The 23,843-nt window shown below is 57.2% G+C and carries 26 protein-coding genes and 1 pseudogene; 14 read left to right on the forward strand and 13 right to left on the reverse strand.

What is annotated here, in order from left to right:
* Nucleotides 1–264 precede the first annotated feature (264 nt).
* On the forward strand, nt 265–1,944 hold the full coding sequence (gene rpsA / locus K5Q35_RS13640) for a 30S ribosomal protein S1 (RefSeq protein WP_013960490.1): 1,680 nt from the start codon (nt 265–267) through the stop codon (nt 1,942–1,944).
* 117 nt (nt 1,945–2,061) lie between these two features.
* On the opposite strand, the gene K5Q35_RS13645 is transcribed toward rpsA, so the two are convergent.
* Complete coding sequence (locus K5Q35_RS13645) at nt 2,062–2,223, reverse strand: hypothetical protein (RefSeq protein WP_220799952.1); 162 nt, start codon at nt 2,221–2,223, stop codon at nt 2,062–2,064.
* A 209-nt stretch (nt 2,224–2,432) separates the two neighbouring features.
* On the opposite strand from K5Q35_RS13645, the gene ihfB reads away from it, so the two are divergent.
* The 5 genes from ihfB to trpB all read left to right on the forward strand — a co-directional run bounded on the left by ihfB (nt 2,433) and on the right by trpB (nt 5,390).
* Nucleotides 2,433–2,717, forward strand: a complete 285-nt coding sequence (gene ihfB, locus K5Q35_RS13650; RefSeq protein WP_013960491.1) for an integration host factor subunit beta — start codon at nt 2,433–2,435, stop codon at nt 2,715–2,717.
* Entirely contained in the window at nt 2,717–3,067 is a 351-nt protein-coding gene (locus tag K5Q35_RS13655) for a lipopolysaccharide assembly protein LapA domain-containing protein (RefSeq protein ID WP_220799953.1), read from the forward strand. The genes ihfB and K5Q35_RS13655 overlap by 1 nt, the downstream gene beginning before the upstream one ends.
* Before the next feature lie 40 nt (nt 3,068–3,107).
* A complete protein-coding gene (locus tag K5Q35_RS13660) occupies nt 3,108–3,776 on the forward strand; it encodes a phosphoribosylanthranilate isomerase (RefSeq protein WP_013960493.1) in 669 nt (222 codons plus the stop codon).
* Between the two features lie 93 nt (nt 3,777–3,869).
* On the forward strand, nt 3,870–4,061 hold the full coding sequence (locus K5Q35_RS13665; protein ID WP_220799954.1) for a hypothetical protein: 192 nt from the start codon (nt 3,870–3,872) through the stop codon (nt 4,059–4,061).
* A 96-nt stretch (nt 4,062–4,157) separates the two neighbouring features.
* A complete protein-coding gene (gene trpB / locus K5Q35_RS13670; RefSeq protein WP_013960495.1) occupies nt 4,158–5,390 on the forward strand; it encodes a tryptophan synthase subunit beta in 1,233 nt (410 codons plus the stop codon).
* On the opposite strand, the gene K5Q35_RS13675 is transcribed toward trpB, so the two are convergent.
* From K5Q35_RS13675 to K5Q35_RS13700, 6 genes are all read right to left on the reverse strand, one after another.
* Nucleotides 5,387–6,016, reverse strand: a complete 630-nt coding sequence (locus tag K5Q35_RS13675; RefSeq protein ID WP_220799955.1) for a hypothetical protein — start codon at nt 6,014–6,016, stop codon at nt 5,387–5,389. The two genes, trpB and K5Q35_RS13675, sit on opposite strands and share 4 nt — an antisense overlap.
* A gap of 129 nt (nt 6,017–6,145) precedes the next feature.
* Nucleotides 6,146–6,517 (reverse strand): DUF2237 family protein, encoded by a 372-nt coding sequence (locus K5Q35_RS13680; RefSeq protein ID WP_013960497.1) that lies wholly within the window; start codon nt 6,515–6,517, stop codon nt 6,146–6,148.
* On the reverse strand, nt 6,504–7,691 hold the full coding sequence (locus K5Q35_RS13685) for a serine hydrolase (protein WP_220800027.1): 1,188 nt from the start codon (nt 7,689–7,691) through the stop codon (nt 6,504–6,506). Before K5Q35_RS13685 ends, K5Q35_RS13680 begins: the two co-directional genes overlap by 14 nt.
* Nucleotides 7,691–8,728, reverse strand: a complete 1,038-nt coding sequence (locus K5Q35_RS13690) for a DUF2332 domain-containing protein (protein ID WP_013960499.1) — start codon at nt 8,726–8,728, stop codon at nt 7,691–7,693. Before K5Q35_RS13690 ends, K5Q35_RS13685 begins: the two co-directional genes overlap by 1 nt.
* On the reverse strand, nt 8,728–9,429 hold the full coding sequence (pth, locus tag K5Q35_RS13695) for an aminoacyl-tRNA hydrolase (RefSeq protein ID WP_220799956.1): 702 nt from the start codon (nt 9,427–9,429) through the stop codon (nt 8,728–8,730). The genes K5Q35_RS13690 and pth overlap by 1 nt, the downstream gene beginning before the upstream one ends.
* A 104-nt stretch (nt 9,430–9,533) precedes the next feature.
* Nucleotides 9,534–10,172 carry a 50S ribosomal protein L25/general stress protein Ctc gene (locus tag K5Q35_RS13700; protein WP_013960501.1) on the reverse strand — a complete coding sequence of 213 codons (639 nt, stop codon included), beginning with the start codon at nt 10,170–10,172 and terminating at the stop codon, nt 9,534–9,536.
* A 147-nt stretch (nt 10,173–10,319) separates the two neighbouring features.
* Between K5Q35_RS13700 and K5Q35_RS13705 the strand changes: the two genes are divergently transcribed.
* Entirely contained in the window at nt 10,320–11,492 is a 1,173-nt protein-coding gene (locus tag K5Q35_RS13705) for an MFS transporter (protein WP_013960502.1), read from the forward strand.
* Nucleotides 11,493–11,516: 24 nt separating this feature from the next.
* On the opposite strand, the gene K5Q35_RS13710 is transcribed toward K5Q35_RS13705, so the two are convergent.
* The 3 genes from K5Q35_RS13710 to trpA all read right to left on the reverse strand — a co-directional run bounded on the left by K5Q35_RS13710 (nt 11,517) and on the right by trpA (nt 14,322).
* Complete coding sequence (locus K5Q35_RS13710) at nt 11,517–12,686, reverse strand: alpha-hydroxy acid oxidase (protein ID WP_220799957.1); 1,170 nt, start codon at nt 12,684–12,686, stop codon at nt 11,517–11,519.
* Between the two features lie 92 nt (nt 12,687–12,778).
* Entirely contained in the window at nt 12,779–13,534 is a 756-nt protein-coding gene (locus K5Q35_RS13715) for a hypothetical protein (protein WP_220799958.1), read from the reverse strand.
* Nucleotides 13,531–14,322, reverse strand: a complete 792-nt coding sequence (gene trpA, locus K5Q35_RS13720; protein WP_220799959.1) for a tryptophan synthase subunit alpha — start codon at nt 14,320–14,322, stop codon at nt 13,531–13,533. The genes K5Q35_RS13715 and trpA overlap by 4 nt, the downstream gene beginning before the upstream one ends.
* Before the next feature lie 152 nt (nt 14,323–14,474).
* On the opposite strand from trpA, the gene K5Q35_RS13725 reads away from it, so the two are divergent.
* Nucleotides 14,475–14,669 (forward strand): hypothetical protein, encoded by a 195-nt coding sequence (locus K5Q35_RS13725; RefSeq protein WP_013960506.1) that lies wholly within the window; start codon nt 14,475–14,477, stop codon nt 14,667–14,669.
* A 66-nt stretch (nt 14,670–14,735) separates the two neighbouring features.
* A complete protein-coding gene (gene ychF, locus K5Q35_RS13730; RefSeq protein ID WP_220799960.1) occupies nt 14,736–15,833 on the forward strand; it encodes a redox-regulated ATPase YchF in 1,098 nt (365 codons plus the stop codon).
* A 120-nt stretch (nt 15,834–15,953) separates the two neighbouring features.
* On the opposite strand, the gene K5Q35_RS13735 is transcribed toward ychF, so the two are convergent.
* On the reverse strand, nt 15,954–17,156 hold the full coding sequence (locus K5Q35_RS13735; RefSeq protein WP_220799961.1) for a pyridoxal phosphate-dependent aminotransferase: 1,203 nt from the start codon (nt 17,154–17,156) through the stop codon (nt 15,954–15,956).
* 85 nt (nt 17,157–17,241) lie between these two features.
* Between K5Q35_RS13735 and K5Q35_RS13740 the strand changes: the two genes are divergently transcribed.
* Nucleotides 17,242–17,649 (forward strand): helix-turn-helix transcriptional regulator, encoded by a 408-nt coding sequence (locus tag K5Q35_RS13740; protein WP_013960509.1) that lies wholly within the window; start codon nt 17,242–17,244, stop codon nt 17,647–17,649.
* Nucleotides 17,633–17,899, forward strand: coding sequence for a succinate dehydrogenase assembly factor 2 (locus K5Q35_RS13745; RefSeq protein ID WP_220799962.1), 267 nt, complete (start codon nt 17,633–17,635; stop codon nt 17,897–17,899). Before K5Q35_RS13740 ends, K5Q35_RS13745 begins: the two co-directional genes overlap by 17 nt.
* A 463-nt stretch (nt 17,900–18,362) precedes the next feature.
* Here K5Q35_RS13745 and K5Q35_RS22680 read toward each other — a convergent pair whose 3' ends face one another.
* Together K5Q35_RS22680 and K5Q35_RS22685 are read right to left on the reverse strand one after the other, a co-directional pair.
* Complete coding sequence (locus K5Q35_RS22680; RefSeq protein WP_259650539.1) at nt 18,363–18,509, reverse strand: amidase family protein; 147 nt, start codon at nt 18,507–18,509, stop codon at nt 18,363–18,365.
* Nucleotides 18,510–18,546: 37 nt separating this feature from the next.
* A pseudogene (locus K5Q35_RS22685) lies at nt 18,547–18,895 on the reverse strand (amidase family protein); the annotation flags it as partial.
* Nucleotides 18,896–19,587: 692 nt separating this feature from the next.
* On the opposite strand from K5Q35_RS22685, the gene K5Q35_RS13755 reads away from it, so the two are divergent.
* The 3 genes from K5Q35_RS13755 to K5Q35_RS13765 all read left to right on the forward strand — a co-directional run bounded on the left by K5Q35_RS13755 (nt 19,588) and on the right by K5Q35_RS13765 (nt 23,642).
* Nucleotides 19,588–20,535, forward strand: coding sequence for an ABC transporter substrate-binding protein (locus K5Q35_RS13755; protein ID WP_013960514.1), 948 nt, complete (start codon nt 19,588–19,590; stop codon nt 20,533–20,535).
* 99 nt (nt 20,536–20,634) lie between these two features.
* Complete coding sequence (locus tag K5Q35_RS13760) at nt 20,635–21,651, forward strand: glycine betaine/L-proline ABC transporter ATP-binding protein (protein WP_220799963.1); 1,017 nt, start codon at nt 20,635–20,637, stop codon at nt 21,649–21,651.
* Complete coding sequence (locus K5Q35_RS13765; protein WP_220799964.1) at nt 21,651–23,642, forward strand: proline/glycine betaine ABC transporter permease; 1,992 nt, start codon at nt 21,651–21,653, stop codon at nt 23,640–23,642. Before K5Q35_RS13760 ends, K5Q35_RS13765 begins: the two co-directional genes overlap by 1 nt.
* The last annotated feature ends 201 nt before the right edge of the window (nt 23,643–23,843 follow it).

A 23,843-nucleotide genomic window follows, 5' to 3' on the forward strand; every position in this document is an offset into this window, starting at 1 on the left:
CGGGACGCATCATGCGGCCTGACGGTGTTCTGCCGATTTGCGGCACGCGTCATCACATGTCTTGATACCGCGACCAAACCACGCTAAGAGCGGCGCATTGACGGGGCGTTAAAGCCACGCATCTGAGGAAAATAGGCAGGGTCGGTGATCACCGGCCCTTCGTTTGTTTCAGTGCAAGGCCCGATCCGTCAGTGCAAAATCGTCAAAGACCGGCGGAGACAACCGCACGGCCAGAAACAAACCAAGTTAGGAAAACGACGCCACATGGCAAATCTGATGGATGAGTTTGAAGCACTCTTAGAAGAAAGCTTCGAAATGGACACCCCCGAAGAGGGATCGGTTGTCAAAGGTAAGGTTATCGCGATTGAAGCGGGCCAAGCCATTATCGACGTAGGCTACAAGATGGAAGGCCGCGTCGAACTCAAAGAATTCGCAGACCCCGGTGAAGCCCCCAAAATCGCTGTTGGCGATGAAGTGGAAGTCTTCCTCCGTCAGGTCGAAAGCTCCAAAGGCGAAGCGGTTATTTCCCGCGAAATGGCCCGTCGCGAAGAAGCATGGGACCGTCTGGAAAAAGCCTACGCCAGCGAAGAGCGCGTCGAAGGCGCAATCTTTGGCCGCGTCAAAGGTGGCTTTACGGTCGATCTTGGTGGTGCTGTGGCGTTCCTGCCCGGCTCTCAGGTTGACGTGCGTCCCGTGCGTGATGCAGGACCGTTGATGGGTCTCAAGCAGCCGTTCCAGGTTCTGAAAATGGACCGTCGCCGGGGCAACATCGTTGTATCGCGTCGCGCGATACTCGAAGAATCCCGTGCCGAACAGCGCGCCGAAGTCATCGGTAACCTTACCGAAGGTCAGACAGTTGATGGTGTGGTCAAGAACATCACCGAATACGGTGCCTTTGTGGACCTTGGTGGCGTAGACGGCTTGTTGCACGTGACCGACATGGCATGGCGCCGTGTGAACCACCCCTCCGAGATCCTCACCATCGGTGAGACGATCAAGGTGCAGGTCATCAAGATCAACAAAGAGACACACCGCATCAGCCTCGGCATGAAGCAGTTGCAGGAAGATCCATGGGATCTGGTGGCCGCGAAATACCCGCTGGAATCCACACACACAGGTCGCGTGACCAACATCACCGATTACGGTGCCTTTGTTGAGCTTGAAGCCGGTGTTGAAGGTCTGGTGCACGTCTCCGAGATGTCCTGGACCAAGAAGAACGTGCATCCGGGCAAAATCGTGTCAACGTCCCAAGAGGTCGAAGTCATGGTTCTGGAAATCGACGGTGCGAAGCGCCGTGTTTCCCTTGGCCTCAAGCAGACCATGCGCAACCCATGGGAAGTGTTCGCAGAAACACATCCCGAGGGCACAGAAGTCGAAGGCGAAGTCAAAAACATTACCGAATTCGGTCTGTTTGTTGGTCTCGACGGCGACATCGACGGCATGGTTCACCTGTCGGATCTGTCCTGGGACGAACGTGGCGAAGACGCGATCCAGAACTACCGCAAAGGCGACATGGTGCATGCCGTTGTCTCCGAAGTGGATGTCGAGAAAGAGCGTATCTCTCTGTCGATCAAAGGCGTCGGTGGTGATAAATTCGCCGAAGCCGTGGGCGGCGTGAAGCGTGGTTCCATCGTGACCGTGACCGTAACGGCCATCGAAGACGGTGGTGTCGAAGTGGAATACGAGGGAATGAAATCCTTCATCCGCCGCTCCGATCTCAGCCGTGACCGTGCAGAGCAGCGCCCAGAGCGTTTCTCGGTCGGTGACAAGGTCGACGTGCGGATCACCAATGTCGACGCAAAATCGCGTCGCTTGGGTGTCTCCATCAAAGCGCGCGAAATCGCGGAAGAGAAAGAGGCCGTGCAGCAGTATGGTTCGTCCGACTCCGGCGCGTCCTTGGGTGATATCCTTGGTGCAGCATTGAAAGGCGACGACGACAAATAGTCGTTTCCACATCATGACTTAAGATCCTGAAATAATACGTTTCAGGGTTGATGATAAAAGGGCCCCGGGGGAAACACCGCCGGGGCCTTTTTCATAAACAGCCACGCGTGCTGCTACTCAAAACGGGCTTTTACGATCCAGTGGGGGTTTGCCAATGGCGAAGGTCCCGGAAAACAGGGGCGTCTTTTGGTCGGATGTGATGATCTTACCCGCGACGTCCAATACAGTGCGGATCGCCTGAAAACAGAGTGTTTGCCTTGGCTCCTCAGATCGAATCATTCCATTAGCTGCGCTGCAGCAATGCACCCGCCCGGACCCATTATCGCATGACCAATAGTGATTGCGGCGAAAAACGACGCGAATACAGGGCCTTCAGTGACAAAAAACCGCCCACCGTCGCACAGGCTGACTTTCCGTGGCCTCAGAAACTTTCTATAGTTTAGCCAATGCGCACGAAAGCGCTACACATAATCCCGGGGGGTGTTGCTATGATCCGTTCTGAGCTGATCCAAAAGATAGCTGACGAAAATCCGCATTTGTACCAAAGAGATGTGGAGCGGATTGTAAATACGATATTCGAGGAAGTGACCGATGCCATGGCCCGCGGCGACCGGGTCGAGTTGCGCGGGTTCGGTGCTTTTTCAGTTAAGAAACGGGATGCGCGCGTTGGACGTAATCCACGTACCGGCGAGACGGTGCATGTAGAAGAAAAACATGTACCGTTTTTCAAGACCGGCAAACTTCTTCGAGACCGGCTTAACGGGAAATCGTGATGCGTTATATCAAATATGCTCTGATCGCCGTTTTCGGCATCGCCTTGATCGCTATTGCTGTGGCGAACCGTGGCTATGTTTCTATCCAATTGATCCCGAATGAAGTGGCGGGATGGTTTGCGGTGAATCCGCAGATTGAACTGCCGTTGTTCATCATCATCTTTGGTGGGATCATCGTGGGCCTGTTTGTTGGGTTTGTTTGGGAGTGGATGCGTGAATATGCGCAACGCGCAGAAGCAGCGCGACAAGCCCGCGAAATGCGCAGGCTGCAACGTGAAGTAAAACGGCTCAAGGGCGAGAAACACGAAGGCAAGGACGAAGTGATCGCCCTGCTGGAAGAGGCCAGCTGAAGCCCTTGCAGTGCCCCCTTTGGCGTGATCAAACGAGCGTATGAAAAACAGCGTCTCAGTCAAGATTTGCGGCTTATCCTCCGCCGCTGATGTTGCGGCGGCGGCGAAATCAGGCGTCGCTTATGTTGGCTTTGTGTTTTTCGCGAAATCACCACGCAATGTGAGTTTTGAGCAGGCGCGTGCCTTGGCCGTTGACACACCCACCGGTGTGGCGAAGGTCGCCCTGACAGTAAATGCGGATGATGCGTTTCTGGATGCGCTGACGGCGCAGGTTCCTCTAGATATGCTTCAGCTTCATGGGAGCGAAACGCCTGAGCGGGTGTCGCAGGTCAAGACGCGTTATGGTCTGCCGGTGATGAAAGCTTTGGGCGTTTCTGATGCCAGCGATCTGCCCGCAATTGATCAATACAGTGCGGTGGCGGATCAACTGTTGATCGACGCCAAACCCCCGAAAGGCGCCGATCTGCCGGGCGGCAACGGTCTGGCCTTTGACTGGCAGTTGTTGGCGGACCGGAAATACTGGACCCGGCCCTGGATGCTGGCCGGGGGGTTGACGGCTGAAAACGTCGCGGATGCGGTTCGGCTAACCCGCGCGCGGCAGGTTGATGTGTCTTCGGGCGTGGAAAGCCAGCCGGGGACAAAAGACGCGCGGCTTTTCGACGCTTTCGTCAAGGCGGCCAACAAACAGAGCATTCCCTCCCTTCTGTGACCCACTTCACAGACCTGCCGCTGGCACTTTGTTAAGAAAGTGTTAGCAGCAGATCATCCGTAGATCTGAATTGCAGATTTGTGGAATAGAAAAGTGAAATTTGTCCTTATCGTCGCTTTTGCCTCTGTTGCTGTGACCGCTATTGGCGTTATTGCCGGGACAAAGACAGATGTGGGTCGTGCCGGGGCCGGCAGTACGCTCCATCTGTCTGAAACCTCCTCCCGAACCGGCAGTATCGCCGATAGCACCACGCCGACCACGCCCTTTTATACGGGCACGCCCTAAGTAACGGGTCGCTTGTAAACACCGGGCAAAACGCCTTGTTTACCGGCGTCGCGCACGATAGTCAGAAGGCCAGTTCTGCGAACAAAGGTGCGTATCATGGCCAATGATCTTTTCAATTCTTTCATGACGGGTCCGGATGAAAACGGGCGTTTCGGTGATTTCGGGGGGCGTTTTGTCTCAGAAACGCTGATGCCGCTGATTCTCGAGTTGGAAGAGCAATACGAAAACGCCAAGACGGATGACAGCTTCTGGGCTGAAATGCATGACCTCTGGACGCATTATGTCGGCCGTCCCAGCCCGCTTTATTATGCTGAACGCCTGACGGAGCATCTGGGTGGTGCCAAAGTCTATATGAAACGTGATGAGTTGAATCACACAGGCGCCCATAAGATCAACAACGTGCTGGGCCAGATCATTCTGGCGCGCCGCATGGGCAAAACGCGGATCATTGCGGAAACGGGCGCGGGTCAGCACGGTGTGGCGACAGCGACAGTTTGCGCAAAATTCGGTCTCAAATGCATCGTGTATATGGGCGCACATGACGTTGAGCGTCAGGCCCCGAATGTGTTCCGCATGCGACTTCTGGGGGCCGAGGTTGTCCCCGTGACCTCGGGTCGGGGCACATTGAAGGATGCGATGAACGACGCCTTGCGCGACTGGGTGACCAATGTCCGCGACACGTTCTATTGCATTGGCACTGTTGCCGGCCCGCACCCTTACCCCGCCATGGTGCGGGATTTCCAAGCGATCATCGGCAAGGAAGTGCGTGAGCAAATGACTGCCGCCGAAGGCCGGTTCCCGGATACATTGATCGCGGCGATTGGCGGTGGGTCGAACGCCATGGGTCTGTTCTATCCGTTTCTGGACGACAAGGAGGTTGGCATCATTGGCGTCGAAGCAGGCGGCAAAGGTGTAAATGCCAAGATGGAGCATTGCGCATCGCTGACAGGCGGGCGACCCGGCGTGCTGCATGGCAACCGGACGTATCTGTTGCAGGATGACGACGGTCAGATCCTCGAAGGGTTCTCAATTTCAGCGGGCCTCGATTATCCGGGGATCGGGCCGGAACATGCATGGCTGCATGACATCGGGCGCGCGCAATATGTGTCGATCACAGATGTCGAAGCGCTTGAGGCGTTCCAATTATGCTGCGAACTGGAAGGTATTATTCCCGCGCTGGAACCCAGTCATGCACTGGCCCATGTGATGAAAATCGCACCTGAATTGCCGTCGGATCACATCATCTGCATGAACATGTGCGGGCGTGGCGACAAGGATATCTTTACCGTCGCCAAAGCGCTGGGGTTCGAGATGGGCGAATTTGCTTAACGTCCTTCAAATATGTCGACAACCTTGCATTCAACATAGCCGTTACGTCTTGCCCAGTCGCGCTGTTTGGCGTTCAGGTCTGCAAGAACACCCTTAGTTGAGGCCTCGCATTGGAGCAAAGCGGTTGCGAGCGCCTCAGAACGTTCATCGAAGCTCCAACTGTAGCCCCAGCTCCCGACGCGGGATATGGCGAATGCGCCGTACTTGCCAGCTTTTTGTTGACCTTTGTATTCCGTCTCGAAATCCTTGCTCCCCTCTTGGCTTAACCCATTGGAAAAATCGTCGTTTGGAGATGTGCCCCTTGGATAAGACAAGGCTGCAAGTGTGCAATTGCCTTTTCCACCAGAGCCTAGTTCACAATCGGCTCTAGCGGCTTGACGCGCGTCCGACAGGTTGTGCAGCCCCCAGACCCAATATGACAAATCTGTGGTCATGTTTGTGTACATCGCACCGAAATAATTAGCTTCGCCCCGAAATTGTCGGTAGGCAGTTTTCGCTTTTTTGCTCATTTCGACCCCGCTGACAGTACCAAACGCGGTTTGTTTCCCATAGTTCGTCGGTTCAGCAGCAACGGGATTTGACGTTAAAAAAGCCAGTGCAGCTGCTGCAATAAATTTGTTTTTCATCTTAAGTCCTACTTGGAGCGTCGTGGTATGGTCAGGCTAACACCACATTGCCAACTGTCCAATTGATAGCGAAACACGAACGCAAAAAAGCCGATGTCCAAAGCTCGGATTTGGGACGTAAGCAAGAGACTATGCCGACGCATATTTCTCCAGCACGTCCAGCGGTACGATTTCCAGCGCCCTTTTGTGCGTCGCCTCCAGACTGACCTGTGGTGCGCAGCCCTCAGCGTGGGCTTGTAAAAACCGGCTCGCACAGAGGCACCATGTATCACCGGGGTTGAGACCGACAAATCCGTACTCGGGGCGCGGTGTGCTCAGATCGTTGCCGAGGTATTTGGAGAACGCCAGAAACTCCGCCGTCATCACGGCGCAGACGGTGTGGCTGCCCTGATCGGCAGCACAGGTATTGCAATACCCGTCGCGAAAGAAACCCGTGACCGGGTCGGTGCCACAGATCACGAGCGGCTCGCCCAATACGTTGATGCTATCATCTTTTTCCATTTGCATCTCCTTGCACACGATCGGCTATCTCACGAAACAGCGCGATGTTCTGCCGCTGCACATCTGCGTTGCGAAACTCGCCATCCGCCGCCGTCAGCGCGATCACCACGCCGCGTTCCTCATTGATGTAGAGGTATTGGCCATAAATGCCACGTCCCATGTATTCACGGGGCCTTGCGTCGTGCGGCATCCACCATTGATAGCCATAGCCGTATTCATCTGGACCGGTTGGCGCAGAGGCGGTGGTTGACGCGATCACCCAGTCTTTCGGGACGATTTGCTGTTCGTTCCAGCGTCCATGCTGTGCCATCATCTGACCAAAGCGCGCATAGTCGCGGGTCATCATGTTCAACCCGCCCAAAGCAAATGCCACGCCCGCGCCATCCGTCAGATAAAAGGGCGTGCTTTCCAGACCCAGCGGCGTGATGATATGCGCGCCCATCAAGTCGACCAAGGATCGCCCCGTTGCACCGCGGATGACCATGCCCAGCACATGCGTGTCAATCGACACATATTGCCAGTCACTGCCGGGGGTCGTGAAGGTTTCGGTGAGGCCTGCGGCAAAATCATCCATCAACCCGCCCAAGGCCAACACACGCCCCATGCGATTAATGTCAGCATCGTAGTCGGTGTAGTCTTCGTCAAAACTGATGCCGGTTGCCATGTTAAGCACGTTGCGCACCGTGGCACCGTCGTAGGCGCCGCCTTTCAGGCGCGGCGCATAGCGCGTCACCGGATCATCGAGCGACGCGATGGATCCTTGCGCCAAAACGATGCCGGTCAGGGCCGAGATATAACTTTTGGCCAGCGACCAGCTGATGCGCCTGTCTTCTGGTTTGGTGCCGAGGTGATAGCTTTCATGGACCAACTGCCCGTTGCTCAGCACCACCAGTGATGTGACCTTGCGCGCGGCGAGCCATGCCGCTGTGCCATCGGGCAGGGTCATTTTCGGGCCAGCGGGCAGGGCAGAGGGCGGCGTCTGCGTGTTCCCCACAGGTACATGCAGAAATGCTGCATCCATCGTGCTGAAATTCCGGACGATGCGGTCTGGCTCAAACAGGCTGTTGACCGCCATGAGGCGTTTGATTTCCTCGCCTTTCCAAAGGCCTATGACGAGTGCCGCGCAGAAGGCGGCCAGCAAGATGCGCCCCAGCCATTTTCCAAAGCGGCGCATCAGGTCATGCCAGCCCATTTGACCCATCGGCCATGAAAATCTGCGCGCCCAAGGTGCAGCGTTTTGTCGCCCGGCCATAGCCTGAGTGTTAGCGCAGCCCCCAATGCACCTTTCGTGTCGCCATCGGTTTCCAGTGAAAGCCAGGCAAGGGGCCGCGTTTGTGTGGCCCGTGCACCTGCCGCTTCGATCAGGGCGCGGCCGCGGGTCTGCGCGTCGCTGGGGAAGTATTGCCAAGCGACGGTGTGCTGGATCAGGTGCATGTGCTGGTCTGGCGCGTTCGTCAGACGGTGTTCCAGCCAGTCGATGGCATCACTGCGCTCAATCTCTGTGCAGGCAACAGAGGCGGCTGCTTTGGTCAAGGCCAGCCGCTCAGGTTGGTCGGGCCATAGAAATGCGGTCAGACGTAGCAGGTCCGCAGGGTCGCTGGGGTCGAGCGGGTTGAGGTCAACGCCTGCCCGTTGCGCAATCCTCGGCAAGCGTTGCGGGGGCATCGGCCCGTTCCAATCCGGACTTAGGGTAAGTGCGGGCGCTTGCACGCCGAAACTCCCCTCCGGCAGCGCCACATCAAAGTGGTCCCACATGAGGTTCAGCCCCGCACTCGCGCCGAGCTCGGACAGGTAGACCGGCAGATCAAAATACGTCGCAGCTACCGCCGCGCCGGGCATCAGCGCAGCGGAGCGACGCACCTCATTGGTTTGCGGCGGGCTTTGCACCCAATCGAGCAGAAAGACCTCGTGGGTATGCAGCGCTTCCAGAACCGTGTCACGCAACAGCGCATCTTCGCTCTGGTTCGGGGGATAGACCCGCGTCAGCGCAGGTGCGAGGTCACTCAGCACCAGCGCATGCAAGCCGCCCGCAATGCGCAGCGGCAGGGAGGCACCCGATGGGCCAATATCCCCGCTGAAGGTCGCAAAATACTGACCCAATCGGCTGTTGGCGGGCCAGTAATCCGCCAGAATGCCCAACAGTTGCCCCATAAAAGGAGAGCCAAGACGCGTGCAACTGATTGCCTGATCGCGGAACGCCTCCTGCAGCATCACCTGAAGCGTTCCATCAGCTTTTGCAGTGCAGAACGCGTATCGGGTTCGGGCTCTGCCTTGGTTTTTGTCGCCTGCTGTTTTGTGGGCGCGGGTGGTTTGTCCTTGCCCTTTTGTCCGGTGCCGGAGCGGGGCGGCGACACGCGCAGCGCAACCGCGTTACTGAATTTTGCAGCCTCTGTGGCGGCAAGAAAGGGCGCACCATCGCTGACACCGCGCAGGACATCATCCAGCCAATCCTGATCCGCTTTGGCAAAATCATGCAATACATAGCCGGGTACGCGGTCTTTGTGTCCCGGATGTCCAACGCCCAGCCGGACGCGCGCGTATTCAGGCCCGATATGCGCATGGATCGAACGCAGCCCGTTGTGACCTGCATGCCCGCCACCAACCTTGTGTTTCACTTTGCCCGGCGCAAGATCGATCTCATCATGCAGAACAATCACATCCTCCGGTTCAAGTTTGTAAAAGCGCATCGCCGCCTGAACGGACTGGCCAGAGTTGTTCATAAACGTCAGCGGTTTCAGCAGGATCGCGCGGTCACTGCCAAAGCGCCCCTCGCTGATACTGCCCTGATGTTTGTCCTTCCACGCAGTAAACCCGTGGTCCGCTGCGATGCGGTCCAACGCCATAAATCCGATGTTATGCCTGTGTCCGGCGTATTTGGGGCCCGGATTGCCCAACCCAACGATCAGTTTCACGCGACGGTTTCCTCCATATTACGATGCAGCATAGCCGAGCATGTCCCGAAACGAAATACGGGGCCGCAAAGGGCCCCGCATCGGTTGTCGCATTGAAAGGCGACTTACTCTTCTGTTGTCTCGACAGCTTCTTCTGCGCCGTCCTCTTCGTCTTCGTCATCAGATGACACAAGACCCGCAGGTGCGGAAAGCTGAGCAATCACAAAATCACGGTCAATCGTCGGCTTGGCACCTTCGGGGAGGTTCACCGAAGAAATCGTGATGTTGTCGCCAATCTCCATCTCGGAGATGTCGATCGTGATGTGATCAGGAATGTCGCCTGCGGTCACGATCAATTCGACCTCTGGTCGGATCAACGTCAACACGCCGCCTTTTTTCAGACCCGGTGCCTCTTCTTCGCCGTCTACTTCGACTGCAATAAACAGGTTGATCTGAGTTGTACGCTTAAGACGCATGAAATCGATGTGCGTTGGCAAGTCTTTGACCACATGACGTTGCACGTCGCGGCAGATCACACGCACGTCGTCGTGACCTTCGACTTTCATGTTGAAAAGGGTCGATTTGAAACGCCCTTCACGCAGCTTTTTGATCAGCACGTTAAACGGAATGTTGATCGGTAAAGGGTCGACATCACCACCAAAAACGATACCAGGAACCATGCCGTCGCGGCGTGCCTGACGAGCGGCGCCCTTGCCTGTCCCCGTCCGTTCCTGAGCGACAAGATCCGGAATTTCTCCAGCCATTGATACTCTCCAATATATAAGGGTGGGGCTCCTCCAAGGCTGTAGCCCCACGTGAAGTCGCGCGTATAGACCGGATTATCTGTCATGGAAAGCGGTTTTTGCGCAAAGGCGGCTTGTTGCAATTGCAGCGGCGTGTCAGGGAAAAGCATGGGATTTTTGCATGACCTCTGGTTATCGCGCAGACCGCTGACGGGGTTCGCTCTGATGGCCGCGGCCTGGGCAGCGTTTTTTGCGCAGATGCCTGTAATCAAGGCGGCCATTGATGCCTCTGACGGGGCCTATGGTGCTTTGCTTTTGGTGGCGTCTTTGGCCGCCGTGACCGCGATGTGGCTGGCCCCATTTGCGGATCGCGTTGCGGGGCGATGGGCTTTGTCCTGTGCGTCAGTGCTGGTTGCCGTCGGGATGCTGGGCGCGGGGGTGGCAACCGAATGGATACTGTTTACCCTCATGATGGTCGTCGCCTCCATCGCCGCTGGTGTTGTCGATGTCCTTGCAAACGTACGCATTGCCGAAGCCGAAGAGGTGTCAGGCCGACCCCTGATGAACCTCAATCATGCGATCTATTCCTTTGCTTATGGGGCTGCGGCGATGGCGACCGGGGCGTTTCGCGAATTGCACTGGACGCCGTTTGAGATATTCGCGCTGCTGTGCGGTGTGACGATCGCTCTGGCATGGATCATGGTCGAACCGGCGTCAAAGCCCCGACCGGTTCCCGCCGCTGCTGCACGGGCGTCGGTATCCGTGGCGCGTCTGTTGACCGTTTTGGGCGGTTTTGTGGTGCTGGTGGCCTTTCTGGTCGAAGCCAGCGCCGAAGGGTGGTCCGCGCTGCATCTTGAACGCACGCTGGGGGGCGATCCGTCAGAGGGGGCGTTGGGCCCTGCCATTCTTGGGCTGACCATGGGGGTTGGTCGCCTAGCGGGGCATTTCATGTCGCATCATATGCCTGAACTCAAACTGATGGGCATCGCGGCGCTGGTTTCGGCTTTTGGGCTGTGCGTTGCCGGTGTCGCGCCGTCCCTGATGATTGCCTATCTGGGCTTTGGTCTGGCGGGGCTGGGGGTGTCGGTCATCGCCCCCCTTGCCCTCGCGCTGATCGGCAGAACGGTGGCCCCCGAGGCGCGGCTCGACGCGATCAGCCGCGTGTCCGTCATGGGGTACGGGGCCTATTTCTTTGGACCGCCCTTGATGGGGTTCACCTCGGAGGCCTTCGGGCTGCGGGCGGGGTTCATCCTCGTGGCCTGCATCATGGTGGTCACGGCACTCGTGCTCTTGCCCGCCCTGGGGCGCAGTGCCGCCGCACACCCGGTCAGGGATGCCTGAGGCCCCCTGCAGGTCATCGGCGTTTTAAGGCGACTGCCACTGCCCCTCGAAATCCTTTGGGACCAAAAGGTTATGCCGCCCAAGGTCAGCGACATTGGTCTCCCCACACAGCGCCATGGTGGTGTCCAGTTCCTTGTGGATAATCTCCAACGCCTTGGTGACGCCGGGACCACCCATCGCCCCCAGCCCGTGCACAAAGGCGCGGCCGATGTAGGTGCCCTTTGCCCCCAGCGCCAAGGCTTTCAACACGTCCTGACCAGAGCGGATGCCGCCATCCATATGCACCTCGACCTTGTCGCCAACCGCGTCCAGAATCGCCGGAAGCGCCCGGATCGACGACAGCGCCCCATCCAGTTGTCGCCCGCCGTGGTTTGACACGATGATTGCATCCGCACCGACATTGAGCGCCATCTTGGCGTCCTCAGCGTCCAGAATACCCTTGAGGATCAGCGGCCCGCCCCACATTTTCTTGATCTCCTTGACCTCGTCCCAGTTCAGTTTGGGATCAAAGCTTTCGGCAGCCCAGATCGACAGAGACGACATGTCGCTGATGCCATCAATATGGCCCACGATGTTGCCGAACTGGCGGCGCTTGGTTTTCGCCATGGCCGCGATCCAGCGCCATTTCGTTGCCAGGTCGATCAGGTTCGGCACGGTCGGTCTGATCGGAATGCTCAGCCCGTTCTTGATGTCCTTGTGGCGCTGCCCGAGGATTTGCAGATCAAGCGTCAGAACCAGCGCCGAGCATTTCGCGTCCTTGGCACGCTGGATGACCCGCTCCACAAAGCGTTTGTCCTTCATTGCATAAAGCTGGAACCAAAACGGTTTGCTGGTGTTGGCGGCGACATCCTCAATGGAACAGATCGACATCGTTGACAGCGTGAAGGGCACGTCAAAGGCTTCAGCGGCTTGTGCTGCGAGGATTTCGCCATCCGCATGCTGCATACCGGTTGAGCCGACCGGCGCCAGAGCCACCGGCATGGAGACATCCTCGCCAATCATCTGGCCCGCGGTGCTGCGCCCGGTCATATCCACGGCAACCCGCTGCCTGAGGCGGATTTTCTCAAAATCAGTGGTGTTTTCATGGAACGTCTGTTCCGTCCAACTGCCGCTTTCCGCGTAGTCGTAGAACATCCGGGGCACACGCCGTTCGTGCAGGTCTTTCAGGTCTTGTATGGTGGTGATCGTCGGCATGGTGTCCCCTCGTATTGGTCACATTTCGTTACCAATCGGGCTTGCAAAGATCAATCGCTTAACGCTTTGGGTCTTCGCCGGGCCTGCCGCGATCAGGAGAGATCAGGTGCGGTTCCCGTCTGACCCGGCGCGCGCGGGTCTTCGCCCTCAGTTTCCGTATAGGCAAGACTGAGGGCGGCGGCGGTCAGGTAAATCGCGAAAATGCCGACAAGTTCGAATGGGATTTGCAAGGCCGCGTCGATGCCCGGGTTCCCCGTTTCCGGTACCAGCCAAAGCAGTAAGCCGCTGCCTAGTGCGTAAAACAGCACATTCCCGCCCCACAAACGCCCCAGCGTCGGCCAGAAGCGCCGACGACCGCGACGCCATGCAGCGCTCACGTCCGCGGTTCCCCCGATTGCCGCCGCCGGAAGCATGCTCCCAAAGGCGGCCAGAAACGGTAGGGCGAACACAACGGTCAAAGCAAGGGAGACAATGACAAGGCCCGTTGCTTGATCCGATGTGATTGCGTCACTCGACGCAAAGACGAGAGATTTTTGAGCAAAATAGAGACCAATCCAGATCCCTGCGCATAATCCCCACCAGATAAACATACGCCATAAGAACGGCCCCAGTTTCACAGCTGGCGTGCTCTGTGGTGGCTTCCTGAATGAACCCCGCCAGCTATGCGTTTCACCCAGCAGGATGGCGCGGTGCGCGTAAAAAGCGACGAGAGCGAAAGCGATCAGAGATCCTGCCAGAGATGTGTCGGGCAGGAACTGTTTCGCGAGTGCCAGTATGACGCTAATTGTGATCGCGACCGGGAAGGTCCCGGCAAAGGCCTTGGTCGCGATCCGGTAGGTTTTAATCACACGCTGTGGGCGCCGTCGGACAGAGTTTTGACGAAGGTCAGAACATCCGAAACGCTGTCGCCTGCGCCGATTTTTCCGACAATGGCTGATCCCACGACCACGCCGTCGGCCACCTCTGCGATGGCTTTGGATTTTTCAGGGGTGTTCACGCCGAAACCGACGATAACGGGCAGGGCGGCGGCGGATTTGATCCGCGCTACTTCCGGGCCGACATCGACCGCTTGCGCTTCGGCAGCGCCGGTGATGCCTGTGATCGACACGTAGTAGACAAAACCGGAGGTGTTTTGCAGAACACGCGGCAGCCGTTTTTCATCGGTGGTGGGCGTTGCGAGGCGGATGAAATTCAGACCAGCGGCTTGCGCGGGCAGACACAATTCGCTGTCTTCCTCAGGGGGAAGGTCCACCACGATCAGACCATCAATGCCTGCGTCCTTGGCCTCGGCCAGAAAACTGTCAACGCCGCGGCTGTAGATCGGGTTGTAGTAGCCCATCATGACGATGGGGGTTGTCTGGTCGTCTTCGCGAAAAGCGCGGGCGAGATTCAGCGTCTTTTGCAGCGTCATTCCAGCTTCAAGCGCGCGCTGACCGGCCAGTTGGATCGTCGGCCCGTCCGCCATCGGATCGGTAAAGGGCAGGCCCAGTTCGATCACATCCACACCCGCCGCAGGCAACCCTTTGACGATTTCCAACGACGTCTCATAGTTCGGATCGCCAGCCATTACGTAAGCCACAAAGGCTTTTTTGCCGTCTTTGGCAAGTTGGGCGAATTTTTCGTCAATACGGGTCATGGCGGCACCTTTCAGCAGTTCCGCTTCACATGCCTAAAACTGCCGGGGAAATCAATGCATCAAAGGCCGCACATGCACGGTCTTGGCCGGAGGGAGAGGTTTGGAAGATATTTCCCCTCGAAAACCGAAACAGATGCCATTACCTTGACGTCATGAACTATATCCTTGCCATTCTTTTACCTCCGCTTTCCATTTTGCTGACGGGTCGCCCGATACTGGCGATCATCGTTTTCGTGATCTGGATACCCGCGTTGATCTTTTCAGGCGGGCTGACCCATCCGATGTTCATCATTCTGGCTTGGGCGTTGATCTTTCATGCGCGCGAAGACCGCAGGCAGCGGTTCTGACCGCAAGACCTTGTGTCGGACGCACAATCGCTCTAGGTGAAGCGCGATTGATCAGAGGACGCGAACATGGGTTTCAAAATGGGCATTGTGGGTCTGCCGAATGTCGGCAAATCCACACTTTTCAACGCGCTGACACGTACGGCGGCGGCGCAGGCTGCGAATTTTCCGTTTTGCACGATTGAACCCAATGTGGGTGAGGTTGCCGTGCCGGATGCGCGGCTCGACAAATTGGCCGATATTGCCAAATCGAAACAGATCATTCCGACGCGGATGACCTTTGTGGACATTGCGGGTCTGGTCAAAGGCGCGTCCAAAGGCGAGGGCCTTGGCAACCAGTTTCTGGCCAACATTCGCGAAGTGGACTCGATTGCGCACGTACTGCGGTGCTTTGAGGATGGCGATGTCACCCACGTCGAAGGGCGCGTCGATCCGGTTGCGGATGCGGAAACCATTGAGACCGAGTTGATGCTGGCAGATCTTGAGAGCATCGAAAAACGCTTGCAGAATATCATTCGCAAAGTGCGTGGTGGCGACAAGGAAGCCGTGCAGCAGCAACGCCTGATGGAGGCTGCGAAGAGCGCTTTGGAGGATGGCCGCCCGGCCCGTGTCATTGACGTGGATGCCGAGGACCGCAAAGCGTGGAACATGCTGCAACTGCTAACCAGCAAACCCGTTCTTTTTGTGTGCAACGTGGGCGAGGCCGAGGCCGCGACGGGCAATGCGCACTCAGCCAAGGTGGCTGAGATGGCGGCGGCGCAGGGCAATTCCCATGTGGTGATTTCGGCCCAGATCGAGGAAGAAATCAGCCAGTTGGAACCTGATGAGGCAGAGATGTTCCTTGATGAAATGGGTCTGTCAGAGGCGGGGTTGGACCGTTTGATCCAAGCCGGATATGAGCTTTTGCACCTTGAAACCTATTTCACCGTGGGTCCCAAAGAGGCGCGCGCCTGGACCATTCCGCAAGGCACGACGGCCCCGAAAGCGGCGGGTGTCATTCACGGAGATTTCGAAAAGGGCTTCATCCGCGCCGAAACCATCGCCTATGATGATTTCGTCTCACTTGGTGGCGAGTCTGCGGCGAAAGAGGCGGGCAAAATGCGCGCCGAGGGCAAGGCCTATGTCGTCAAGGATGGCGACGTACTTCATTTCCTGTTCAACACCTGACAGATCATGGGCGCGCGTAGCACCGCGCTGGCACATCATTCACGGATCAACACCACGATGCGTGCGCTGCCCCCAGCGGTTGCCGTGGCGGGGCACTTTCGCGCCGCCGCCTGATCGTGTTCACTTGAGCTTTGCGCAGAATGTCTGAATGCGACTGCAGGCTTCGGTCAGGGCCGCATCCGAGGTCGCATAGCTGACCCGGAAGTTCGGCGAGAGGCCAAAGGCCGCGCCAAAGACCACCGCCACGCCGGTTTCTTCGAGGAGCGCCGTAGCAAAGGCTTCATCCGTGTCGATCAATGTGCCCGCGGCCGAGGTTTTGCCGATCAGACCTGCAATCGACGGGTAGACATAAAACGCGCCATCGGGCACCGGGCAGCGGATTCCTTCGGCCTCGTTCAGCATTTTCACCACCAGATCGCGGCGGCGCGCGAACATCTCATTGTTGGGCGCGATGAAATCCTGCGTACCGTTCAGCGCCTCCACCGCAGCCCACTGGCTGACCGAGCAGGGGTTGGAGGTGGATTGCGACTGTACCTTGCGCATGGCGCTGATCAACTGCTCCGGCCCTGCGGCGTAGCCGATCCGCCAGCCCGTCATGGCATAGGCCTTGGAGACCCCGTTCACCGTCAGCGTGCGGTCATAAAGGCGCGGTTCGACCTGCGCCGGGGTGCAGAATTTGAAATCGTCATAGACGAGGTGCTCATACATATCGTCGGTCAACACCCAGACATGCGGGTGACGCATCAACACATCCGTCAGCGCCTTGAGTTCCTCCCAAGTGTAGCCCGCGCCAGTCGGGTTTGAGGGCGAGTTAAAGATCAGCCATTTGGTTTTATCCGTTATCACCGCCTCAAGCTGATCCGCTGTCAGCTTGAACCCGGTTTGCAGCGAGGCTTCAGCGATGACGGGTTCACCGCCCGCCAGCAGCACCATATCGGGATAGCTGACCCAATAGGGTGCAGGGATCACGACCTCGTCGCCTTCGTTCAGCGTGGCCATCAGCGCATTATAAAGGATTTGTTTGCCCCCGGTGCCGACACTGACCTGTGAAGGGGTGTAGCTGAGGCCATTATCACGTTGCAATTTGTCGCAGATGGCCTGTTTCAGCTCAGGAATGCCGTCAACAGCCGTGTATTTTGTTTTCCCGGCTGTTATGGCTGCCACCGCGGCGTCTTTGATGTTCTGCGGTGTGTCAAAATCAGGCTCGCCCGCGCCAAGGCCGATGATATCGCGGCCCGCGGCCTTCAGTTCGGCCGCTTTGGTGGTAACAGCAATCGTCGGAGACGGTTTGACGCGTGCGAGCGTCGTAGACAGGAATTCCATGGGGGCCTCGGTTTGATACAACTCAGGCGTTCTTAGGGGGCGGCAGGCTTCCGATCAAGCGCGATAGCGCGCAGGAGAATACAAAATGGACGATTTTAAAGACTGGTACGGGCCGGAAACAGCGACTTTCGGGGACAGATTGGCGGCAGCCCGCGAAACATCTGAAATGACGCAGGCGGAACTCGCGCGGCGTCTGGGCGTGCGTGTCGCAACTTTGCGGTCGTGGGAAAATGACCTGAGCGAGCCGCGCGCGAACCGCTTGTCGATGATGGCGGGCTTGTTGAATGTGTCCATGATGTGGCTGATCAACGGGCAGGGCGAAGGGCTCGACGCGCCGATGGAGGAACGGACTTTGCCGGCCTCAGCGAGCGAAGTTCTGAACGAGATGCGCGAATTGCGGACCGATATGATGGCACGGGTGGAACAGATGGGGCGTCTGGAAAAGAAACTGCGCCTTGCGTTGCGGGACGGTGTCGATGATCGAACTGCATGAACATCGTATCAAACGGCTGAAAATGCGATCCATGCGGCGCGGGATCAAAGAGATGGACCTGATCCTGCAGCATTTTGCCGAGCGACAGTTGGAGGGTATGGATGACGCGGGCTTGACCCATTATGATGCCATGCTCAATGAAAACGACCATGACTTGTACCAGTGGGTTACCGGTCAGATTGCACCACCTGAACCCTATGTTGCCTTGATTGAGGCCATCAAAAACGATTTGCCCGGACACTGCGTGTAGCACGCAGCGCGACAAGCTTCCGGTCGATTAATGCGGCCTTGCATCTCAGGTTTGCCGGAGGTCCTCACCGGGCAGGGGTGCTGGGGCTTGAAGCAGGTGTTTGGTGGCGCCGATGCAGCGCTGGCACCCTTTTTCAAATTCACGTGCCACAGCGGCAGCAAGCACGCCCCGGCCTGCGTGGGCCAAGATCATCACGGTGCCGTCTCGGCCATCGCTGCGCGGTGAGGTGGGGACGGCAATACCACAAATGTCCAGAAGGTTCACAAAGTTGGTGTAGGTTCAGAGCTTAGAATTTGGCGTTATCGAAGCAACCAGCAGGTGGTCTGTTGTGTAAAAAGTGGGAATGCTCGGCACGCCGATGCGCAGACCATTGGGGGCAGAATGCAAGGATGCAGGGGGCACGTGTTTGGAATATGCATCTTGCGGATCATGGCCGCGCGCGACCGACAAAACATCATTGGCGTCATCCGTTGTCAGGGCGAAAATAGACACCGTATCGGCAGGCCGGCACGACGCCCGTCGCGGAAAGCGCGCCCAGCGTTGGTTTCAAACCGACGATGTTGTTCAGTGCGGCAGGTGCACGGCCCTGATCCGGCGGTATCTGTTCCAAGCGCAAACGTCACGATGCCGTGACTTGTAACAGCGGCTGAACCAGCGGATGACCCGCCCGGAACAAGTGCAGGATCAATGGCGTTGCGCGCCGTGTGAAGTGCGCATGCCCACCAGACCGGTTGCGAATTGGTCAAGGTTGGTTTTCCCGATCACCAACGCGCTGGCATGGCGCATTTTTGCGACGACGAATGCGTCTTTTTCCGGGGTGTAGGCGTAGACTGGACAGCCCGCTGTTGTCTTAAGGCCCGCGACGTCACTGTTGTCCTTTGCCGCAAAAGGGATGCCCCAAAGGGGAAGGTTGGGGGCAAAAGAACCCAGTGCCCGCGCCTTAGCATATAGCGTGTTCTTCTCCCGGCGAGAGACGGAAGATACCCGGATCTGCAACCGCAGTCAGCCGTCTGAAAACCTCGTCAATGACCTGTTGCGGTGTGACGCCCTGAGCGTAAGCTCTTTCTGAGAGCAGGCAGTGTAAAGGGCAGGTTGGACAGCATCATATCCTCTGGCAGTTCAGGCATTACATCGGCGTGCGGGTGGTGTGGGGGCCGTCGCCAACCGTGTTTGAGTGTATTCGCATTATGAACAGCACACTACCAGAGCGGCGTGACCCCGGCTCAGTCTTTGATCACGACGCACCATAGCACGCCGCATAATCCCACTTTGCCGCCAATACGGACCCACAGGCAGTTAGGTCATGACCTTGACGTTCCGGCACTGGTGCGGGCCGTCGGCCCTGAAAGCCCGCGCAATTTTTCGGCACGTGGCATGTCGTCGACAGCCGGGCAGTGTTCAAGAATTGTGCATTGCGCCCGCGAGGGTCGCTTTTCTGTTAGGTACGGCTCCATGAATCAGGTGTATCCGGAAAAAAACTCAATGTTACCGTCCATTTTGCAATCTTAAGTTGCAATTCATCACGCCTGTTGAGAAAAAAACTTGATTGATAGGAAAATCCTGCAACACTGACGCCAATGGAATGCTGACGAGCCGCGGGTAAAGATTCGCCGATGCTCTGCGGGGCTGCACATGCGGCGCGTTCTGAAAATAATGCTTAACATAGCTTTACCAACCGGGAGACTAACATGAAAAGACTTACAACTGCTCTGGCAACAGGTATTCTGGCCTGTATGCCACTCGCAGCCTTTGCCGAAGACAGCAGCGATCCAATTGTGATCCCTATCCACAACTGGTCATCACAGATCGTCATGTCACATGTCGTGGGCCAGATTTTTGAAGAAATGGGCAACAATGTCGAGTTTGTGACCACTGACAGCCAAGCGGTTTACGAGTCGGTGCGACTTGGTGACGTCACGCTGGAAATGGAAGTCTGGGAAGGGGCCTTTGGCGCGTCCTTCCGTGCCGCACTGGAAAAAGGCGGATTGCATGATGCGGGCGATCATAATGCGGTGACGCGCGAAGACTGGTGGTATCCGATGTGGACCAAAGACGCATGCCCCGGTCTGCCCAGCTGGGAAGCGCTGAACGAGTGCGCAGAGATATTCGCCACGCCTGAGACGGGTGACAAGGGCCGCTACCTGGATGGTCCCGTGGACTGGCTCAAGCACGGTCAGGAACGGGTTGAAGCGCTGGAAATGGATTTTGTCGTGGTCAACGCAGGGTCGGCTGCCGCGCTCTGGGCTGAAATCGGGGCCGCTGAGGCTGACAAGCGCCCAATCGTCGTCTTCAACTGGACGCCGAACTTTGCCGAAGCGGTCTGGCCCGGTGAGTTCGTGGAATTCCCGGAATGGGTCGATGGATGTGACAAAGACCCAAGCGTTGGCCCCAATCCCAATGCGCTTTATGACTGCGGCAATCCTGCCAAGGGATATATGAAGAAAGCGGCATGGGATGGCATGCAGGAAAAATGGCCAGCAGCCTATAGCACGTTGACCAAAATTTCATTCACCAACGCGCAGATCGCTCAAATGGCCAAGCTGGTCGATGTTGACGATTATGAGCCCGAAGAGGCCGCAGAAATCTGGTTGGAAGAAAACCCGGATGTCTGGCAGCCGTGGTTGGGCAATTCCTAACCCAAACTGACACAGACAAAACTGACACCCGGCCAAATGAACCTTTGGTCGGGTGTTCGCGACCCGAATAGGTATCCTGTACAAAGGAAGACCCAAAACATGACTGATGCCCCCGTTATTTCCTGCAAAAACGTTTGGAAGATTTTTGGCGCAGACCCGAAAAAGTATCTCGCTCAACTGCCTGAATCCCATAGCTTTGATGATATAAGGGCGGATGGCTACATTGCAGGGGTAAAGGACGTTTCCATAGACGTGGCCCGCGGTGAAATGCTGGTCATCATGGGGCTGTCGGGGTCCGGAAAATCGACGCTCGTGCGGTGTTTCTCACGCCTGCACGACATTACGGGCGGCGTCATCGAGGTTGAGGGTCAGGACATCATGAAGCTCTCGGAGAAGGAGCTGATCGATCTGCGCCGCAACAAGATGGGCATGGTTTTTCAGAGCTTTGGGTTGTTGCCGCATCGTACTGTTCTGGAAAATGTCGCTTTCCCACTTGAGATGCGCGGGCAGGATAAACACGAACGCCGTAAACGCGCCTTGGAAGTTGTGAAACTGGTCGGGCTTGAGGGGCGAGAAGAATATTTCCCGCGCGAACTATCGGGCGGACAACAGCAGCGTGTTGGCATTGCACGATCTTTGGCGATTGAGCCTGACATCTGGTTTCTGGACGAGCCGTTTTCGGCCCTTGACCCTCTGATACGGCGCGAGATGCAGGACGAATTCCTGCGCCTGCAGGCGATGCTGGGCAAGACAATCGTGTTCATCACCCACGATTTTGACGAAGCACTTCGGCTGGCCGACCGTATTGCGATCATGAAGGACGGTGCGGTCGAACAATGCGACACGCCTGATCAGATCGTGCTGCACCCGGCGACCGAATATGTGCGCAAATTCACCGAAGATATTGATCGCGCGCGGGTGGTTCAGGCGGGCGCACTGGCGCAAACCGATGCCATGGGCGACGGTGAACCGGTCGATGCAACCGCGTCTGTCAAGGATCTTGCGAAACTGCTGGTGCAGGACACACGCGCCATTATCCCCGTCCAGCGCGATGGCGTGGCCATTGGCGGCCTTCGCCGTCAGGACGGGCTGGATATCCTGCTGGAGGCCACCTGATGGCCGATATCGCACAGAGCGGTGAAGTTCAGGGCATTCAGGCGCGTGATGGGATGTCGACCAGCCGACTGGCCGTTGTTTTCGTCGCGGTCGCGGCGGTTTTGACGCTGGCCCAATACGCTGGGCTGTTGCCGTCAGTGCTGTTTCGCCTGCCCGAAGTATTGGTGCCTCCCTTTGCGGTCTGGCTTGATGCTATTTTCAATTTTGTCAAAGATGACCTTGGGCTGCTTGTTCTGACGCGGACACTGACCGAGGGGTTGGAGTGGATACTCGATGCCACCGCCAACCTGCTGTTTGGAAAACGAAGGTGGCCCAACATCGGGCCCATTCCATGGACATCCGTGGCAGCAGTTGCGGCGGTCGTTGGCTATTACCTGGGCGGCTGGCGGATGGCACTGCTGGGGGCGGGTACGTTCATCTGGACGGCGTTGATCGGTCAGTGGACCATCGCCATGGAAACCATGTCCGTGCTGGTTGTTGCCGCCCCGCTGGCCTTTGTCATTGGCCTTTCGCTGGGCATCCTTGCCTGGCGTAAACCATGGTTCAATCGCGCACTCAAACCCGTTTTGTCGGTGTTGCAGACGTTGCCGTTCTTTACGTATCTGCTGCCCGCCGTGATCTTTTTCAAAGTTGGCCCGACAGCGGGCGCCGTTGCGACCACAATCTATGCGATCCCACCGATGATCTTGATGACGACCTTGGGCCTGCAAAAAGTTCCGGCAGAGGTCGTTGAGGCTGGGGAGATGAGCGGATGCAGCCGATGGCAGCTTTTGCGCCACGTCTATCTGCCCTCCGCGCGCCGGGAAATTCTGGTGGGTGTCAATCAGGTTATCATGCTGTGTCTGGCGATGGTGGTGCTGACCGCGTTTATCGGCATGCCAGGATTGGGGGCCAAGCTGCTGGCGATGATGGGCAGTTTCAAGCTGGGCCGCTCGTTTGAAATCGGTGTTACGATCGTGCTGCTTGCTGTCATGCTGGACCGTATGTCCAAAGCCTGGGTCGCCAAACAGCCCGTCCATTTCGAAAAAGGCACAGCTTGGTGGAAACGCCACTTGATCGCATTGATTGGAGTCGGACTGTTCGTCTTTTTCATCATCGTTTCACAGTTTGTGGAAGTGGCATCAACCATCGGGCGCAGACAGAACTTCAGTCAGGGCAGGGAGATCGATGTTCTGATCAAAGGCTTCCTCGACATCAATATCGTAAAGACCACTACAGGGTTCTTACGTTCATTTTTGAATGTTCAGGTGCTGATACCGTTCCGGAATTTCCTTTTGTCGATCCCGACACCTGCTTTCATATTAATCATTGTTGCCTTTGCGCTGTGGCTCGGCGGCAAAAAGCAAGCAGTTCTAGCGGGAATTTTCTTTTCACTGGTTGCCTTGTCGGGGTGGTGGGACCGTTCGGTCATTACGCTTTACTCGGTTATTTCGGCGGTCACCTTGGCGATGATGTTCGGTTTGCCTTTGGGAATATGGGCCGCACGCACGGAGAAGTGGTCAAATCGCATTTTGCTGGTATGCGACACGGCGCAAACCTTCCCGAGCTTTGTCTACCTGATCCCGGCTATCATGCTGTTTGGGATCACTGACGTCGCGATCGTGTTCTCCATCCTGATTTTTGCGATGGTGCCATTGACGCGTTACACAATCGAAGGGCTTCGATCTGTTCCCGAAGAGATGATTGAAGCCGCTGATATGGCGGGCGCTACACGCAGGCAAAAACTGTGGAAAGTGCAGCTTCCGCTTGCCTTGCCGACCATGGCCGTCGGGTTCAATCAAGCCATCATGTTCGCTTTCTTTATGGTGATCATCGCGGCCTTTATCGGCACGCAGGATCTGGGGCAGGAATTGCAGCGGACGCTTGCAGGCACTGATATGGGCAAGAACTTTGTGCTTGGGATTTGTGTGTCGCTCATGGCGCTGACATTCGACCTTACCATCATGAAATGGGCGTCGGATCAGAAAAAAATGCTGGGTCTTGGGGACTAGCGGGCGGCGGTCACGGGCGAAGTGACCTGTGCCCGGTTTGGCAAAACGACCGGCTATGGCCTGTCAATTTTGCGCGCGCGCGGCGCGACGGGAAGGCACACGCGAAATGGTGATGCCTTCGGTCGGCCCTGCCGTTCAGCGTCGACGTGCAACGGGAATGATGTTTGACTTTGCGTCGCCATATGTAGCAGCTTTGCGTTT

It is taken from the genome of Roseobacter sp. OBYS 0001 (genome assembly GCF_019654895.1).
Taxonomy (GTDB): Bacteria; Pseudomonadota; Alphaproteobacteria; order Rhodobacterales; family Rhodobacteraceae; genus Roseobacter; species Roseobacter litoralis.